Origin of the sequence: Pseudomonas cyclaminis, assembly GCF_015163715.1 — a bacterium.
GTDB lineage: Bacteria > Pseudomonadota > Gammaproteobacteria > Pseudomonadales > Pseudomonadaceae > Aquipseudomonas > Aquipseudomonas cyclaminis.
Map to the genome: position 1 here is coordinate 1 of NZ_JADDUM010000125.1, position 16,154 is coordinate 16,154.

General features: G+C 60.7%; 13 protein-coding genes and 1 pseudogene. 13 read left to right on the plus strand and 1 reads right to left on the minus strand.

Going from position 1 to position 16,154, the window contains the following annotated elements; all coding sequences use genetic code 11:
- The first annotated feature begins 192 nt into the window (after window positions 1-192).
- The 12 genes and pseudogenes from rpsF (at window position 193) to IQK56_RS16465 (ending at window position 14,994) form a co-directional block, all read left to right on the plus strand.
- Window positions 193-615 (plus strand): 30S ribosomal protein S6, encoded by a 423-nt coding sequence (rpsF, locus tag IQK56_RS16410; protein WP_003171371.1) that lies wholly within the window; start codon window positions 193-195, stop codon window positions 613-615.
- Between the two features lie 29 nt (window positions 616-644).
- On the plus strand, window positions 645-875 hold the full coding sequence (gene rpsR, locus IQK56_RS16415) for a 30S ribosomal protein S18 (RefSeq protein ID WP_003171373.1): 231 nt from the start codon (window positions 645-647) through the stop codon (window positions 873-875).
- 36 nt (window positions 876-911) lie between these two features.
- The gene (locus tag IQK56_RS16420) at window positions 912-1,805 is read left to right on the plus strand and encodes a YybS family protein (RefSeq protein ID WP_193901756.1); all 894 of its coding nucleotides are present in this window, start codon (window positions 912-914) and stop codon (window positions 1,803-1,805) included.
- An 18-nt stretch (window positions 1,806-1,823) separates the two neighbouring features.
- Window positions 1,824-2,270 (plus strand): 50S ribosomal protein L9, encoded by a 447-nt coding sequence (gene rplI, locus IQK56_RS16425; RefSeq protein WP_003171376.1) that lies wholly within the window; start codon window positions 1,824-1,826, stop codon window positions 2,268-2,270.
- 110 nt (window positions 2,271-2,380) lie between these two features.
- The gene (gene dnaB / locus IQK56_RS16430; protein WP_122308450.1) at window positions 2,381-3,775 is read left to right on the plus strand and encodes a replicative DNA helicase; all 1,395 of its coding nucleotides are present in this window, start codon (window positions 2,381-2,383) and stop codon (window positions 3,773-3,775) included.
- A 98-nt stretch (window positions 3,776-3,873) separates the two neighbouring features.
- Window positions 3,874-6,177: a YgiQ family radical SAM protein gene (locus IQK56_RS16435; protein WP_122308449.1), complete on the plus strand. Its 2,304-nt coding sequence runs from the start codon at window positions 3,874-3,876 to the stop codon at window positions 6,175-6,177.
- 130 nt (window positions 6,178-6,307) lie between these two features.
- Window positions 6,308-7,228 carry an Ssp4 family T6SS effector gene (gene ssp4, locus IQK56_RS16440; protein ID WP_150674931.1) on the plus strand — a complete coding sequence of 307 codons (921 nt, stop codon included), beginning with the start codon at window positions 6,308-6,310 and terminating at the stop codon, window positions 7,226-7,228.
- Window positions 7,225-7,683 (plus strand): hypothetical protein, encoded by a 459-nt coding sequence (locus IQK56_RS16445; RefSeq protein WP_122308447.1) that lies wholly within the window; start codon window positions 7,225-7,227, stop codon window positions 7,681-7,683. Before ssp4 ends, IQK56_RS16445 begins: the two co-directional genes overlap by 4 nt.
- Window positions 7,680-7,990 (plus strand): annotated as a pseudogene (locus IQK56_RS16450) (hypothetical protein). Before IQK56_RS16445 ends, IQK56_RS16450 begins: the two are co-directional and overlap by 4 nt.
- 187 nt (window positions 7,991-8,177) lie before the next feature.
- Window positions 8,178-11,468 carry a transglutaminase family protein gene (locus tag IQK56_RS16455; RefSeq protein WP_193862195.1) on the plus strand — a complete coding sequence of 1,097 codons (3,291 nt, stop codon included), beginning with the start codon at window positions 8,178-8,180 and terminating at the stop codon, window positions 11,466-11,468.
- A gap of 149 nt (window positions 11,469-11,617) precedes the next feature.
- Complete coding sequence (locus tag IQK56_RS16460; protein ID WP_193862196.1) at window positions 11,618-14,104, plus strand: circularly permuted type 2 ATP-grasp protein; 2,487 nt, start codon at window positions 11,618-11,620, stop codon at window positions 14,102-14,104.
- Complete coding sequence (locus IQK56_RS16465) at window positions 14,104-14,994, plus strand: transglutaminase family protein (RefSeq protein ID WP_122308443.1); 891 nt, start codon at window positions 14,104-14,106, stop codon at window positions 14,992-14,994. The genes IQK56_RS16460 and IQK56_RS16465 overlap by 1 nt, the downstream gene beginning before the upstream one ends.
- Before the next feature lie 180 nt (window positions 14,995-15,174).
- On the opposite strand, the gene IQK56_RS16470 is transcribed toward IQK56_RS16465, so the two are convergent.
- Complete coding sequence (locus IQK56_RS16470; protein WP_099583660.1) at window positions 15,175-15,357, minus strand: hypothetical protein; 183 nt, start codon at window positions 15,355-15,357, stop codon at window positions 15,175-15,177.
- A 332-nt stretch (window positions 15,358-15,689) separates the two neighbouring features.
- Here IQK56_RS16470 and azu point away from each other — a divergent pair, with 332 nt between their 5' ends.
- Complete coding sequence (azu, locus tag IQK56_RS16475) at window positions 15,690-16,136, plus strand: azurin (RefSeq protein WP_122308442.1); 447 nt, start codon at window positions 15,690-15,692, stop codon at window positions 16,134-16,136.
- The last annotated feature ends 18 nt before the right edge of the window (window positions 16,137-16,154 follow it).

A 16,154-nucleotide genomic window follows, 5' to 3' on the forward strand; every position in this document is an offset into this window, starting at 1 on the left:
TTTTGTGGTGTTTGGGAGGTTGTTCAAATAATCACCAATCACCTTGCGCGCTTTCTTCCCCTTCTCTACAATTGCGCCCCTTGCCCACCTGGCAGGCACGCATGTGCCTCCCCTGCGGCAAGATCCATAAGTGTCATTCACTCCTTGTCTGACCGTTTTTGAGCGGCAGGCTACAACCCGTAAGGAGCATTCATGCGTCATTACGAAATCATCTTTTTGGTCCACCCGGATCAAAGCGAGCAAGTCGGCGGCATGGTTGAGCGTTACACCAAGCTGATCGAAGAAGACGGCGGCAAAATCCACCGTCTGGAAGATTGGGGCCGTCGTCAACTGGCCTACGCAATCAACAATGTTCACAAGGCTCACTACGTGATGCTGAACGTTGAGTGCACTGGCAAGGCCCTGGCCGAGCTGGAAGACAACTTCCGCTACAACGATGCAGTGATCCGTAACCTGGTCATCCGTCGCGAAGAAGCCGTTACCGGCCAATCCGAGATGCTCAAGGCTGAAGAAAACCGCAGTGAGCGCCGTGAGCGTCGCGACCGTCCTGAGCACGAAGGCGCTGATAGCGCTGATAGTGATGACAGCGACAGCAGCGATAACGCTGACGAGTAATCCACGGACCTTATTAAGGAGCCTATCAAATGGCACGTTTCTTCCGTCGTCGTAAGTTTTGCCGCTTCACCGCTGAAGAAGTGAAGGAGATCGATTACAAAGATCTCAACACTCTGAAAGCCTACGTATCCGAGACCGGCAAAATCGTTCCAAGCCGTATCACCGGTACTAAAGCACGTTATCAGCGTCAGCTGGCCACCGCTATCAAGCGCGCCCGCTTCCTGGCCCTGCTGGCCTACACCGACAGCCACGGCCGCTGAGACCGGGCAGTCGACAAGTAGTAAGGGATTGAATGCATGCGCGCCTTAGCTGAGTTCATCATGCGCGGTCGTGTGCAGGCCACTCTGGTAGTGGCTGGATGTGCGGCGTTGCCGTTGCTTTATTGGTTGGGTGCTGCCGCAGGTTGCCTTGTGCTGCTGCGGCGCGGTTTGAAGGACGCTCTTGGCGTTCTTGCCCTGGGTTTGTTGCCTGCCTTGATCTGGTGGCTGCAAATGGGTGATCCACGGGTACTTCTGGTACTGCTGGGGTCATCGAGCCTTGCGTTGGTTTTACGCGCAAGTGAGTCCTGGGTCCGCACGCTGCTGGTCAGCGTGGCATTGGGGTTGGTGTACTCAGTGATGCTTGGCGCGGCTTTCCGCCCGCAAATCGAGGCGCTGGCGCAGGAGATCGTCAAGATCCTGCCGCTGGCCCTCGGGGATCTCTACCAGCAATTGTCGGTAGATGAGCGAGCGCGGTTTGCGTCACTGATTGCCCCGGTCCTGACCGGCCTGATTGCGGCTTTGTTGCAGATCGTCAGCGTGCTGAGCCTGATTCTTGGGCGTTATTGGCAGGCGTTGTTGTACAACCCGGGTGGTTTTGGTCGCGAGTTTCGCAGTATCAGAACCCCCGCGGGACCAGCGATGTTGCTGCTGGCGTGCATGGTTATCGGACCGAACTTCGGGACCCAGATGGCCTTGTTAGCGCCGATTTGCAGCGTACCGCTGGTGTTTGCCGGGCTGGCCCTGATTCATGGGCTTGTTGCGCGCAAGCGCCTGGCCAGGTTTTGGCTGGTGGGGTTGTACGTCACGCTGTTGCTGTTCATGCAGCTGATCTATCCGTTACTCGTGGTCTTGGCCATTGTCGACGGCCTGATTGATTTTCGCGGTCGTCTGGCGCCGAAAGACGCCGATAACGCGAACGGTGAAGGTTAAAAGTTAGAGGATTTTCACATGCAACTGATCCTTCTGGAAAAAGTCGCCAACCTGGGCAACCTGGGCGACAAAGTGAACGTTAAGGCCGGTTACGGTCGTAACTACCTGCTGCCATACGGCAAAGCCACCGCTGCAACCGCTGCCAACCTGGCTGCGTTTGAAGAGCGTCGTGCTGAGCTGGAAAAAGCAGCAGCAGACAAAAAAGCTTCGGCCGAAACTCGCGCTGCCCAACTGGCTGAGCTGGAAGTGACTATCACTGCCACCGCTGGTGACGAAGGCAAGCTGTTCGGTTCGATCGGCACCCACGACATCGCTGATGCACTGACCGCCTCCGGCGTTGAAGTGCAGAAGAGCGAAGTTCGTCTGCCGAACGGCACCATCCGCAACGTAGGCGAATTCGACGTAGCCGTGCACCTGCACGCTGAAGTTGAAGCCACCGTACGCGTTGTAGTGGTAGCAGCTTAAGCAGCACCTAACTGACTGGCACCTCGCGTGTCAGCCAGTTAACATCGGGCACGATCCTGTTTACAGGTCGTGCCTTTTGTTTTTTTACGATCCCCAAATTCCAAGTGGCCATGAACGATATCTCCGCTCCTGAGCAATACGATCTGCAAACCGCTGCCCTGAAGGTGCCGCCGCATTCCATCGAGGCCGAACAGGCCGTGCTCGGTGGTTTGATGCTGGACAACAACGCCTGGGAGCGCGTGCTGGATCAAGTCTCGGATGGAGATTTCTACCGTCATGACCACCGCCTGATCTTCCGCGCCATCGCCAAGCTGGCCGACCAGAACTCGCCGATCGACGTGGTGACCCTGGCCGAACAGTTGGACAAGGAAGGCCAGACCTCCCAAGTGGGTGGCCTGGGTTACCTGGGTGAGCTGGCGAAAAACACGCCATCGGTCGCCAACATCAAGGCCTATGCGCAGATCGTCCGTGCGCGGGCCACGTTGCGCCAGTTGATCGGCATCGCCACCGAAATCGCCGACAGCGCCTTCAACCCGGAAGGCCGTACCGCTGAAGAGATTCTCGACGAAGCCGAACGGCAGATCTTCCAGATCGCCGAGGCCCGGCCGAAGACCGGTGGCCCGGTCAGCGTCAACGAACTGCTGACCAAGGCGATCGACCGTATCGATACCTTGTTCAACACCGACAACGCGATCACCGGCCTGTCCACCGGCTACACCGACCTGGATGGCATGACCAGCGGCCTGCAGCCGTCTGACTTGATCATCGTCGCCGGCCGTCCGTCCATGGGTAAAACCACCTTCGCCATGAACCTGGTGGAAAACGCCGTGTTGCGCAGCGACAAGGCCGTGTTGGTTTACTCGCTGGAGATGCCAGGCGAATCGCTGATCATGCGTATGTTGTCGTCCCTCGGTCGCATCGACCAGACCAAGGTACGTGCCGGTCGCCTGGAAGACGACGACTGGCCGCGCCTGACCTCGGCGGTCAACCTGCTCAACGACCGCAAGCTGTTTATCGATGACACGGCGGGCATCAGCCCGTCGGAAATGCGTGCACGGACCCGACGCCTGGTGCGTGAGCACGGCGATATCGCCCTGATCATGATCGACTACCTGCAACTGATGCAGATCCCAGGTTCCAGCGGCGACAGCCGTACCAACGAGATTTCCGAGATTTCCCGCTCGTTGAAAGCACTGGCCAAGGAATTCAACTGCCCGGTGGTTGCCCTGTCGCAGCTCAACCGGTCCCTGGAGCAACGACCGAACAAGCGCCCGATCAACTCCGACTTGCGCGAATCCGGAGCGATCGAGCAGGATGCCGACGTGATCATGTTCGTTTACCGGGACGAGGTGTACCACCCGGAAACCGAGCATAAAGGCATCGCTGAAATCATTATCGGTAAGCAGCGGAACGGCCCGATCGGCACTACGCGCCTGGCGTTTATCGGCAAATACACCCGTTTCGAAAACCTGGCGCCGGGCAGTTACAACTTCGACGACGAGTAAAAACGTCGTCGCCAATTCCGACTGCAAAGGTCGGAATTGGTCAAAATTTGTGCTATATTCCGCGCCCGCGATTTTTCATCTCAACACCGGTCACCGTCATGCAAACAGCCAAGCCGTTATTTGACTATCCCAAGTACTGGGCCGAATGTTTCGGTCCTGCGCCATTCCTGCCGATGAGCAGGGAGGAGATGGATCAGCTTGGCTGGGATTCATGCGACATCATCATCGTCACCGGTGATGCCTACGTTGACCATCCGTCGTTCGGCATGGCGATCATCGGCCGGCTGCTGGAGTCCCAGGGCTTCCGCGTCGGGATCATTGCCCAGCCGAACTGGCAGTCCAAAGACGACTTCATGAAGCTCGGCGAGCCGAACCTGTTCTTCGGCGTCGCGGCCGGCAACATGGACTCCATGATCAACCGCTACACCGCCGACAAGAAAATCCGTTCCGACGACGCTTACACCCCTGGCGGCATGGCCGGCAAACGCCCGGACCGTGCGAGCCTGGTGTACAGCCAGCGTTGCAAGGAAGCCTACAAGAACGTGCCGATCGTGCTCGGCGGCATCGAAGCCTCCCTGCGCCGCATCGCCCACTACGACTACTGGCAGGACCGGGTGCGCAACTCGATCCTGATCGACGCCACCGCCGATATCCTGCTGTACGGCAACGCCGAGCGGGCCATTGTCGAAGTCGCCCAGCGCCTGTCGTGGGGCCACAAGATCGAAGACATCACCGATGTACGCGGCACCGCGTTCATTCGCCGTGACACGCCTGCCGGCTGGTACGAAGTGGACTCCACCCGCATCGACCGTCCGGGCAAGGTCGACAAGATCATCAACCCGTACGTGAATACCCAGGATACCCAGGCCTGCGCCATCGAGCAGGAAAAAGGTCCGGTGGATGACCCTGAAGAAGCCAAGGTCGTACAGATCCTGGCCAGCCCGCGCATGACCCGCGACAAGACGGTGATCCGCCTGCCGTCGGTGGAAAAAGTCCGTGGCGACGCGGTGCTCTACGCCCACGCCAACCGCGTCTTGCACCTGGAAACCAATCCAGGCAACGCCCGCGCCCTGGTGCAGAAGCACGGTGAGGTGGACGTGTGGTTCAACCCGCCGCCCATTCCGATGACCACCGAAGAAATGGACTACGTGTTCGGCATGCCCTACGCACGTGTCCCGCACCCGGCGTACGGCAAGGAAAAGATCCCGGCCTACGACATGATCCGCTTCTCGGTGAACATCATGCGTGGCTGCTTCGGCGGCTGCACCTTCTGCTCGATCACTGAGCACGAAGGCCGCATCATCCAGAACCGCTCCGAAGAGTCGATCATTCGCGAAATCGAAGAGATCCGCGACAAAGTCCCAGGCTTTACCGGCGTGATCTCTGACCTTGGTGGCCCGACCGCGAACATGTATCGCATCGCCTGCAAGAGCCCGGAAATCGAATCCGCGTGCCGCAAGCCGTCCTGCGTGTTCCCTGGCATCTGCCCGAACCTGAACACCGACCACTCGTCGTTGATCCAACTTTACCGCAGCGCCCGTGCGTTGCCCGGTGTGAAGAAGATCCTGATCGCTTCCGGCCTGCGCTACGACCTTGCCGTCGAGTCGCCGGAGTACGTGAAAGAGCTGGTCACCCACCACGTGGGTGGTTACCTGAAGATCGCCCCGGAACACACCGAGGAAGGTCCGCTCAATCAGATGATGAAACCGGGCATCGGCAGCTATGACAAGTTCAAGCGCATGTTCGAGAAGTACACCAAGGAAGCGGGTAAGGAACAGTACCTGATCCCGTACTTCATCGCCGCCCACCCAGGCACCACCGATGAAGACATGATGAACCTGGCCCTGTGGCTCAAGGGCAACGGCTTCCGTGCCGACCAGGTGCAGGCGTTCTACCCGTCGCCGATGGCCACCGCCACCGCGATGTACCACTCGGGCAAGAACCCGCTGCGCAAGGTGACGTACAAGAGCGACGCGGTGACCATCGTCAAGAGCGAGGAGCAACGCCGTCTGCACAAGGCGTTCCTGCGTTACCACGACCCGAAAGGCTGGCCGATGCTGCGTGAAGCGCTGACCCGCATGGGCCGCGCCGACCTGATCGGCTCCGGCAAGGACCAGTTGATCCCGTTGCACCAGCCGAGCACCGACAGCTACCAGAGCGCCCGTCGCAAGAACTCGACGCCGGCCGGCAGCCACAAGGTCGCCAAGGAAACCACCACCAAGATCCTCACCCAGCACACCGGCCTGCCGCCCCGTGGCAGCGACGGCAGCAACCCGTGGGACAAACGTGAACAAGCCAAGGCCGCGGCCCAGGCACGTAACAAGCAGGCAGCCAAAGAGCGCACCGACGCGGCCAAGGGCAAGGGCGGCAAGCCTACGCGCAAGCCGGTTGTGCCGCGCTGATCGCAGCCTGAATATGCAAAACGCCAGCCTCGTGCTGGCGTTTTGCTTTCTAGCGGGAGGGTGGTCTGTTTGTTAAGGTGGCGGCCATTAGATCGCTATCGGCCTCCCTCACTTTCAAGGACGAACAACCATGAGCAACCCCCTGCTCAGCATCGGCATGGACTCCAACCGCTCCCAGTTCATGGCGCGCCAGCGCATCGAAAGCCAGATCAACCTCCCGCGCCTGTTCGCCGCCATCGACGCCGACCCCGGTGTCGTCGGTGCTGGCGTGGTGTACATCGACGCCGACTTCAACGTCATCACCCTGCGTGAATTCAAGCCGATCTGCAGCATCAAGCCCAAGCGCATCATCTTGCGCGAGGCGCAGAAGTACATTGCGCCGACGCAGTTTGCTCAACATGTCGTGAGCAACCCTCGAGAATCCCGACTGATTGGCGAATCCGTAAATACCGGAATCTCCTGCTTGGGGGCTGTCATCAGTTGGGCTGCGATCGCCAGTGGAACGATTCTGGTGCCTTTCAGTGCCGGCGCCAGTTCCGTCATCGTTGTAGTGGGGTATGCGGCTGCTGGCGCAAGTACGCTTCAGTGCTTTAACGGCATTGCCCGAACAGCGCTGGAAGTCGCCAAACCTGAGGTCAAGGATTCGCTCGACAGTGAAGGCTGGTACCAGAATGCGTCCATCGTGCTGGACGCCGTATCACTGGCAGGCGTGGGCGCTTCGGCCCTGACGACGGTCAAGCTGGTCAGGGCCGCCAAAGCATCGACGGGCAAGAGCCTGCGTGATGTGCTTCGCGGTTTGAATCGCCAGGAAAGAGCCAAGCTGACGAAAGAGCTGCTGAGCATCAACCATCCAAGCTTGACCGCGAAGATGATCAAATTGAGGCAGGCGTCGGGCGAACTCACCAAGCGTTTCACCCCTACGCAGCTCAAGCACAGCACCACTACCCAGATCAAAGACGTCCTGGGCGCAAGCGTCGGGTTTGGCGGGAGTGCCTACTCCGGAAACGTCAACACCATCGCGATCGGACTGTACGAGGAGGTAAGCGAATGAGCGAATTGATGACGCTACGCGACTTTTTCAGACAATACTTTCTGACGTTTATGGGCGGCGTATTTGCTGCGTGTTTTTCTTTGGCGTTGGCTGTGGCGCTGGCGTTCATCACCTATTTTCGTGATGCGCCCATTGCCCAAGTGGGGCTCAAGATCATGTCTGCCGGGGCGCTGCTCATTCTATTGACGGTCCATAGCAACTTCATGATTTTGCGGGGCCGACCCTCCTGGGTATGGGTGATGGTCGGTATCTACGTCCTCTGTCTACTGTTTGTATTTCCAATGGTTCAGTACCAGCCTCATAAAGTTCTCTATGGGTTGGCGCTGTTATTCCCATTCCTCGGATTGTTGACACTTAACAGCAAGGTTCAACGAGAGATGCGTACAAAACTTGTTGGAATCCGTCGCCTTCGGCAGTCTGTCAAATCAACCGTTGGATCGGGTAGTCGCATGTGAAGGCGCCGCCTTCGATAAACGGTTTCCTCGCCCGCTATTTTCCCGTTCAAGGGGGCGATTCTGATGGCGATCTTCTCCGGTTCGTCTGCGGTGTCAATGGCCGGCGTGACGTATTGGCGCGGCGTCGATCCCGCGCTCAAGTCCAGCTATTCGGGGGGCGCCATCCTGGTGCTGGTGGCGGTGCTGGTGTTTGGCAATATCATGATTGCTACTGCTCAACAGCAAGCGCCATCGCGAGATGCGCCAGAGGCTATTCGAGATCCGCCATCTGCGCCAAGCGGTGATCGCAAAGGCCAAGCGCCGCTGACTGGGTAGATTCACCACCTGTTTGCACGCGCTCGCCACAAATATGTGCAACCCTCGCACCACGGCACGTACGTTGGCGCCGTTTTGGTGCTGTACTGCACCGGGTCTTACGATAAAGCGCAATGACCGCCGCAGTGGCATAAGTCTTGCGCGCATTGTGTTCATGCCCTGGCTCGCAGGAGGCCGCCGTGTCGATTCATGTCGCGTTGCACCATGTTACGCATTACCGCTACGACCGCGCTGTTGAACTCGGCCCACAGATCGTGCGTTTGCGCCCGGCGGCCCACAGCCGCACGCGGATTTTGTCCTACGCACTGAAAGTGCTGCCCGAGCAGCACTTCATCAATTGGCAGCAAGACCCTCAGGGCAACTACCTGGCGCGCCTGGTGTTCCCGGAAAAGACCGATGAACTGCGGATCGAAGTGGACTTGGTCGCTGAGATGGCAGTCTTCAACCCGTTCGACTTCTTTCTCGAACCCTATGCCGAAAAAATCCCCTTCAGCTACGCCGCCGATGAGCAGCGCGAGCTGGCGCCGTACCTGGAAACCCTGCCGCTGACGCCGAAGTTTGCCGCCTACCTGGCCGGCATCGACCGTACGCCGTTGCCCGCCGTGGACTTCCTGGTGGGGCTCAACCAGCGTCTGGCCACTGACATTGGCTACCTGATCCGCATGGAGCCGGGGGTGCAAACCCCGGAGTTCACCCTCGATAACGCCTCCGGCTCCTGCCGTGACTCGGCCTGGCTGCTGGTGCAATTGCTGCGCAACCTGGGGTTGGCGGCGCGGTTTGTCTCCGGTTATCTGATCCAGCTCACCGCCGACGTCAAAGCCCTCGACGGCCCGTCCGGCACAGAGGTGGATTTCACTGACCTGCACGCCTGGTGCGAAGTGTATTTGCCCGGCGCGGGCTGGATTGGCCTGGATGCCACCTCCGGACTGTTCGCTGGTGAAGGGCATATCCCGTTGGCCTGTAGTCCTGATCCATCGTCTGCCGCGCCAATCAGTGGGTTGGTGGAACCGTGCGAGTGCGAATTCACCCACGAAATGTCGGTAGAGCGCATTTGGGAAGCCCCACGGGTGACCAAGCCCTACACCGAAGAGCAGTGGCTGGCGATTCAGGCGCTGGGCCGGCAGATCGACGGCGACCTGCTCAAGGACGACGTGCGCCTGACCATGGGCGGCGAGCCGACTTTCGTATCCATCGACGACCCCGACGGCGCAGAGTGGAACACCGCAGCCCTTGGCCCGGACAAGCGTCGCCTGTCCGCCGAGCTGTTTCAGCGTATGCGCAAGCACTACGCGCCCAAGGGCCTGGTGCATTTTGGCCAGGGCAAGTGGTACCCCGGCGAGCAACTGCCGCGCTGGTCGCTCAACTGCTACTGGCGTCGAGACGGTGTGCCGATCTGGCATAACAGCGCGCTGATTGCCGATGAGCAGGAGGACTACGGTGCGGATGGCGTGATGGCCGGGCGCTTCCTGGCCAGTGTGGCCGAGCGCCTCAAGTTGCCGGCGCGTTTTGTGTTCCCGGCCTTTGAAGACAATTTTTACTACCTGTGGCGTGAAGGTGCGTTGCCACAGAACGTCACCGCCCAAGACCCTCGTTTGAGTGATGACCTGGAGCGTGAACGCCTGCGCAAAGTGTTCAGCCAGGGCCTGGATAAAATCATCGGCCAAGTACTGCCGCTGGCGCGCACCGCCGCCAATGACCGCTGGCAGAGTGGGCGCTGGTACCTGCGGGACAATCACTGTCGGCTGGTGCCGGGGGATTCGCCGCTTGGCTATCGCCTGCCACTGGCCTCGCAGCCGTGGGTGACGGCGTCGGAGTATCCGTTCGTGCATCCCACCGATCCCAACCAGGATCAACCGCAGTTGCCGACCACTGCCCAGCTGCAAAGCCACGGCGAACCTGCGCCGAGCGAAGACCGCGCGCCTAAGGTGGATGAATCCGCCGACTGGCTGACCCGTACTGCGCTGTGTGCCGAAGCACGGGAAGGGCGGCTGTACCTGTTTATGCCGCCCCTGGAGCGCGTCGAGGACTACCTGGAGTTGGTGGCCGCCATCGAAGCCACCGCCGAAGAGCTGCACTGCCCGGTGCTGCTGGAAGGCTACGAGCCGCCGTTCGATATGCGCCTGAGCAACTTCCGGGTCACGCCGGACCCAGGCGTGATTGAGGTCAATGTGCAGCCGTCTGCGACCTGGGATGAGTTGGTCGAGCGCACCGAGTTTCTCTACGAAGAGGCTCGCCAGACGCGCCTGACCACCGAAAAATTCATGATCGACGGCCGCCATACCGGTACCGGTGGCGGTAACCACTTTGTGCTCGGCGGCGCCACGCCCAAGGATTCGCCGTTCCTGCGCCGCCCCGATTTGCTGCGCAGCCTGATCAGCTACTGGCATAACCACCCATCGTTGTCCTACCTGTTCTCCGGCCTGTTTATCGGCCCGACCTCCCAGGCGCCGCGGGTGGATGAAGCGCGCAACGATGCGCTGTATGAGCTGGAAATCGCTTTCGCACAAATGCCCGAGCCGGGTGAAGAATGCCCGCCATGGCTGGTGGATCGCCTGCTGCGTAACCTGCTGATCGACGTGACGGGCAACACCCACCGCGCCGAGTTCTGCGTCGACAAGCTGTACTCGCCCGACGGTGCCACCGGCCGCCTGGGCCTGCTTGAGCTGCGCGCCTTTGAAATGCCGCCCCATGCGCGCATGAGCCTGACCCAGCAATTGCTGCTGCGGGCTCTGGTGGCACGGTTCTGGCGTGAGCCTTACGCGCCGCCGAAACTGGCGCGCTGGGGCACCGAGTTGCATGACCGTTTCCTGCTGCCGCATTTTATCGAGCAGGACTTTGCCGACGTGATCGTCGAACTCAACGCCGCCGGTTACCCGCTGCGCGCCGAATGGTTCGCCGCACATTTGGAGTTCCGTTTCCCCAAGGTTGGCGATTACGCCGTCAGCGGTATCGAACTGGAACTGCGCCAGGCCCTGGAACCCTGGCATGTGCTGGGCGAGGAGGGCGCAGTAGGCGGCACGGTGCGTTATGTGGATTCGTCCCTGGAGCGCCTGCAAGTGAAGTTGAGCGGGTTGCCACCGCAACGCTATCTGCTGACCTGCAACGGCATCCCGGTGCCGCTGCAACCCACCGGACGAGTCGGCGAGTTTGTCGCGGGCGTGCGTTACCGCGCCTGGCAACCGGCCAACTGTCTGCAACCGACTATCCCGGTGCACGCGCCGTTGGTGTTTGACCTGCTCGACACCTGGATGCAACGCTCGTTGGGCGGTTGCCAGTACCACGTTGCGCATCCGGGCGGACGCAATTACGACAGCTTGCCGGTGAACGCCAATGAGGCCGAGAGCCGGCGCATGGCACGGTTTTTCCGCCTCGGCCACACGCCAGGGAAACTCCCGGTGCCCACAATCGTCATCAACGACGAATTACCCATGACCTTGGATCTACGGCGTTTCCCCAATAAAAATGACTGAACGCAATCCAACTGTGCCCCCAGGCTTTTGTAGTGAGCGAGCGTGCCTCGTGCGGGGCAAGCCCACTCACCACAAAATCCCGGGGACCACAGGGGATTTGCAGTGTTTGTTAGGTTAACCTGAGCCCCCTTTGCCCTGCCGAGCGTTCCATGTCCGACTTGCTCGACCGTTACCCGCTGACCGCGGGCACATATCACGAACTGCTGGATGACAGCGGCGCGGTACGTGCCCATTGGCAACGCCTGCTTGATCACCTGCAACGCAGCACCCCCGCGCAACTGGCCCAGCGCCAGGCGCTGCTGACGCGGCAGATCCAGGAAAACGGCGTGACCTACAACGTCTACGCCGATCCCAAGGGCGCCGATCGTCCGTGGGAACTGGACCTGCTGCCCCATGTGCTGGCCGCCGATGAGTGGCAGCACCTCTCGGCCGGTATCGCCCAGCGGGCACGCCTGCTCAATGCGGTGCTCGCCGATCTGTATGGCCCGCAACGCTTGATCAAAGAAGGCCTGCTGCCGGCGGAGCTGGTGTTCGGGCATAACAATTTCCTCTGGCCGTGCCAGGGTATCCAGCCGCCAGACGGTGCCTTTCTGCATCTGTACGCGGTGGACCTGGCGCGCACACCGGATGGGCGTTGGTGGGTGACGGCCGATCGTACCCAGGCGCCGTCGGGCGCCGGCTATGCGCTGGAAAACCGCACCATCGTGTCCCGCGCCTTCCCGGACTTGTACCGCGACTTGCAGGTGCAGCACCTCACCGGTTTCTTCCGCACGCTCCAGGAAACCCTGGCCCGCCAGGCCCCCGGCGATGACCAGCCACCGCTGATCGTGCTGCTCACGCCCGGCCGTTTCAACGAAAGCTATTTCGAGCACCTTTACCTCGCACGCCAACTCGGCTATCCGCTTGTGGAAGGCGGCGACCTCACGGTGCGCGACAGCACCGTGTTCCTCAAGACCCTCAGCGGCCTGCGCCGGGTGCACGCGATCATGCGGCGCCTGGACGATGATTTCTGCGACCCGCTGGAACTGCGCACCGACTCGGCCCTCGGCGTACCCGGCCTGCTGGATGCGGTGCGCCAGGGCAATGTGCTGGTGGCCAATGCCTTGGGCAGCGGTGTGCTGGAATCCCCCGGGCTGCTCGGCTTTTTGCCGAAGATCAACGAATTTCTGTTCGGTGAAACATTGATCCTGCCGTCCATCGCCACCTGGTGGTGCGGTGAAGCGCCGGTGCTCGCCGAAGCCTTGGAGAAACTGCCGGATCTGCTGATCAAGCCGGCATTTCCCTCGCAGAGTTTCGCCCCGGTATTCGGTCGCGATCTGAACGATGAACAACGCGACGCCCTGGCCGAACGCATGCGGGCGCGGCCTTACGCCTACGTCGCCCAGGAGCTGGCGCAGCTGTCCCAGGCGCCGGTGTGGCACACAGTGGATGACCACCTGCAGCACCGCGCCATCGGCATGCGTGTGTACGCGGTGGCCAGTGACGAGGGCTATCGCGTATTGCCCGGTGGCCTGACCCGCGTGGCCGCCGAGGCCGATGCCGAAGTCGTGTCGATGCAGCGCGGCGGTGCGAGCAAAGACACCTGGGTACTCGGCGAACGCGCCGCCGGAGGCGAGCAGTGGCGTGCCCAGCGCACGATTGGTGCCCACGACCTGGTGCGCCGCGATCCTTATCTGCCGTCACGGGTGGTGGAAAACCTGTTCTGGTTTGGCCGTTATTGCGAGCGCTGCGATGACAGCGCGCGCTGGTTGCGTATCGTGCTGGCGCGTTACGTCGACGGCGACGATCCCTTGGCGTTGCAGGCGGCGGTGGAGTTGGGCGAAAACCTGCGCCTGCTGCCGGAAGAGGGTGAGTTGCCTGAGCGTCTGCTTGCCGCATTGCTCGGCGACGACTGGCCATCGAGCCTGCGCGCCAACCTGCAACGCTTGCAGTGGGCGGCATCCCAGGTGCGTGGCAAGTTGTCCCGCGAGAACTGGCAGGCGCTGGTGGAGCTGCAACGCGAAGCCTTGGAGCTGGAAAGTGAAGCGCCGGACTTTGGCGAATTACTCGATTTTCTCAACCGCCTGGTGATGTCCCTGGCGGCGCTGTCCGGCTTTGCCCTGGACGACATGACCCGCGACGAAGGCTGGCGTTTCCTGATGATGGGCCGGCGCATCGAGCGCCTGCAGTTCTTGAGCAGCAGCCTGGCGGCGTTCCTGCGGGGTGTGGCGGTGTTCGATCAGGCGGGCCTGGAGTGGTTGCTGGAGCTGGGTAACAGCAGCATCACCTACCGCTCCCGCTACCTGGCGGTGCCGCAGTTGATCCCCGTGCTCGACCTGCTGCTGTTGGACGAGCAGAACCCCCATGCGGTGCTGTTCCAGCTCAAGCTGGTCAGCCGCACCGTGCGTCGCCTTAATGACGACTTCGGCGTCCCACGGGAAACCGGGCTGGCGCCATTGGTGGAGCGTTTGGCGCGTTTCGACCTGGGCTGCCTGGAGAACCCGCTGTTTGGCGAGTCCGGCGTACGTGCCGCATTGGACGGTTTGGCCGACCTGCTGCAAGCGGTGGCCGACGAAAGCGGGCAAGTGTCGGATCGCCTGGCCCTGCGCCATTTTGCCCATGTGGATGATGTCAGCCAGCAAACGGTGTCGGTGTAATGAGCGCGCGCTATCAGATTTTTCACGATACCCACTACCACTACGACAGCCCGGTGTCCCTGGCCCAGCAGTTGGCGCACTTATGGCCACGGCCCTGTGCCTGGCAGCGCTGTACCTCGCAACAACTGGATATCAGCCCGGAGCCGACCTCGCGCCGCGATGAGCTGGACGTGTACGGCAACCCGATCACTCGCCTGGCGTTCGAACGGCCTCATGATGAACTGCTGGTCAACGCCGGGCTGACCGTGGAAGTGCTGGCACGGCCCGCGCTGGATTTCCAGCAGTCACCGGCCTGGGATCAGACCCGTGACAGCCTGACCTACAGCAGCCAGCCGATGACGGCTGAGCGAATCGAAGCCTGTCGGTATCGCTTTGAATCGCCCTACGTGCACCTGAAAAAAACCTTCGTCGAGTTCTCCGAAAGTTGCTTCCCGCCCGGTGAACCTTTGCTGTTGGGCGTGCAGGCGTTGATGGAAAAGATCTTCAGCGAATTTACCTTTGATGCCGAAGCCACCCAGGTCGCCACGCCGCTGGTGGAAGTGCTGGAGCGCCGTCGTGGGGTGTGCCAGGACTTCGCCCACCTGATGCTTGCCTGCCTGCGCTCGCGGGGGCTGGCGGCGCGGTATATCAGCGGTTACCTGCTCACCCAGCCGCCGCCCGGCCAGCCACGGCTGATCGGTGCCGACGCGTCCCACGCGTGGGTCTCAGTGTTTTGCCCGGTGTCAGGCTGGGTGGATTTTGATCCGACGAACAATGTGCAGCCGGCACTGGAGCACATCACCCTGGCCTGGGGCCGGGACTTTTCCGATGTGTCGCCGTTGCGTGGGGTGATTCTGGGGGGAGGGAGCCATGACCCGGAGGTGCGGGTGACGGTGATGCCGCTGGAGTAATTGAACAGTTGCCGCTGTTTTTTGTGGTGAGCAGGCTTGTCCTGCGCTGGGCTGCGCAGCAGCCCCATCAAGGCCACCGCGTTGCGTCAGATAAACAAGGGAGCGAGGTGTTGGGGCTGCTTCGCAGCCCAGCGCGGGGCAAGCCCGCTCACCACAACAGCCGGCTCACCTTTAAAGAAATTATTCAGCCGGATCTTTTGGTGTTTCAGTCTCGTCGCTCGTTTCTTCAGCATCGACGTCCGGGTTCAGTGCGCCGGCTTCTTCGTCTGCAGCAGCTTTCTTGCGTTGCAGTTTTTCCTCTTTCTTCTGTTCCTTGGCCAAGTCTCTCTGACGTTTGGCGAAGGAGTAATTAGGTTTGGCCATGGGCGATCCTCTAGGGTCGAAGGTGAGGGTGGCGGCGCGCAGCTGCCTTGGGTCGCTATGGTAGCAGCTTAGCAGCGCGCTTTGCCTTCACTTACCGCAGGCGTACGCGGCCAGCAGACCATTGAACAGCTGATTGAGGTGCATGGTTCGGACTCCAGTGGGTGATGGGCCGATCATAGGCAGGTACTGATACTTTGGCTGGTAGATTGTGTTGATAAGTCTGATAGCCTAAAGTTGTATACAATCTGTTGATTCAGATCATAAGAATTCAAGCCTGATTGATGCACCCTTATCGCAATCCGCGTTTTTTAAACCCTGCCTTGGAGATTCACATGTTTGCCAAACTCGTTGCTGTTTCCCTGCTGACTCTGGCGAGCGGCCAGTTGCTTGCCGCAGAGTGCAAGGTCACCGTCGACTCCACTGACCAGATGTCCTTCAACACCAAGGAAGTCGTGATCGACAAGAGCTGCAAGACGTTCACCGTCGAACTGACTCACTCCGGCAACCTGCCGAAAAACGTAATGGGCCATAACTGGGTGCTGACCAGTGCCGCCAACATGCAACCGGTTGCCACTGACGGCATGGCCGCTGGCATCGACAAGAACTACCTGAAAGAAGGTGACGACCGCATCATCGCCCACACCAAGATCATCGGTGCCGGCGAGAAGGATTCGGTGACTTTCGATGTGTCGAAGCTGGCAGCCGGGACCGACTACGCGTTCTTCTGCTCGTTCCCAGGCCACATCTCGATGATGAAAGGCACTGTGGTCGTCAAGTAAGACCGCGTTATCGTTCAT

Coding starts and splice junctions, on each gene's coding strand:
- IQK56_RS16465 (WP_122308443.1), top strand. CDS start 14,104: ATGAGCGCGCGCTATCAGATTTTTCACGATACCCACTACCACTACGAC.
- dnaB (WP_122308450.1), top strand. CDS start 2,381: ATGAACGATATCTCCGCTCCTGAGCAATACGATCTGCAAACCGCTGCC.
- rpsR (WP_003171373.1), top strand. CDS start 645: ATGGCACGTTTCTTCCGTCGTCGTAAGTTTTGCCGCTTCACCGCTGAA.
- IQK56_RS16435 (WP_122308449.1), top strand. CDS start 3,874: ATGCAAACAGCCAAGCCGTTATTTGACTATCCCAAGTACTGGGCCGAA.
- IQK56_RS16470 (WP_099583660.1), bottom strand. CDS start 15,357: ATGGCCAAACCTAATTACTCCTTCGCCAAACGTCAGAGAGACTTGGCC.
- rplI (WP_003171376.1), top strand. CDS start 1,824: ATGCAACTGATCCTTCTGGAAAAAGTCGCCAACCTGGGCAACCTGGGC.
- IQK56_RS16445 (WP_122308447.1), top strand. CDS start 7,225: ATGAGCGAATTGATGACGCTACGCGACTTTTTCAGACAATACTTTCTG.
- rpsF (WP_003171371.1), top strand. CDS start 193: ATGCGTCATTACGAAATCATCTTTTTGGTCCACCCGGATCAAAGCGAG.
- azu (WP_122308442.1), top strand. CDS start 15,690: ATGTTTGCCAAACTCGTTGCTGTTTCCCTGCTGACTCTGGCGAGCGGC.
- ssp4 (WP_150674931.1), top strand. CDS start 6,308: ATGAGCAACCCCCTGCTCAGCATCGGCATGGACTCCAACCGCTCCCAG.
- IQK56_RS16420 (WP_193901756.1), top strand. CDS start 912: ATGCGCGCCTTAGCTGAGTTCATCATGCGCGGTCGTGTGCAGGCCACT.
- IQK56_RS16460 (WP_193862196.1), top strand. CDS start 11,618: ATGTCCGACTTGCTCGACCGTTACCCGCTGACCGCGGGCACATATCAC.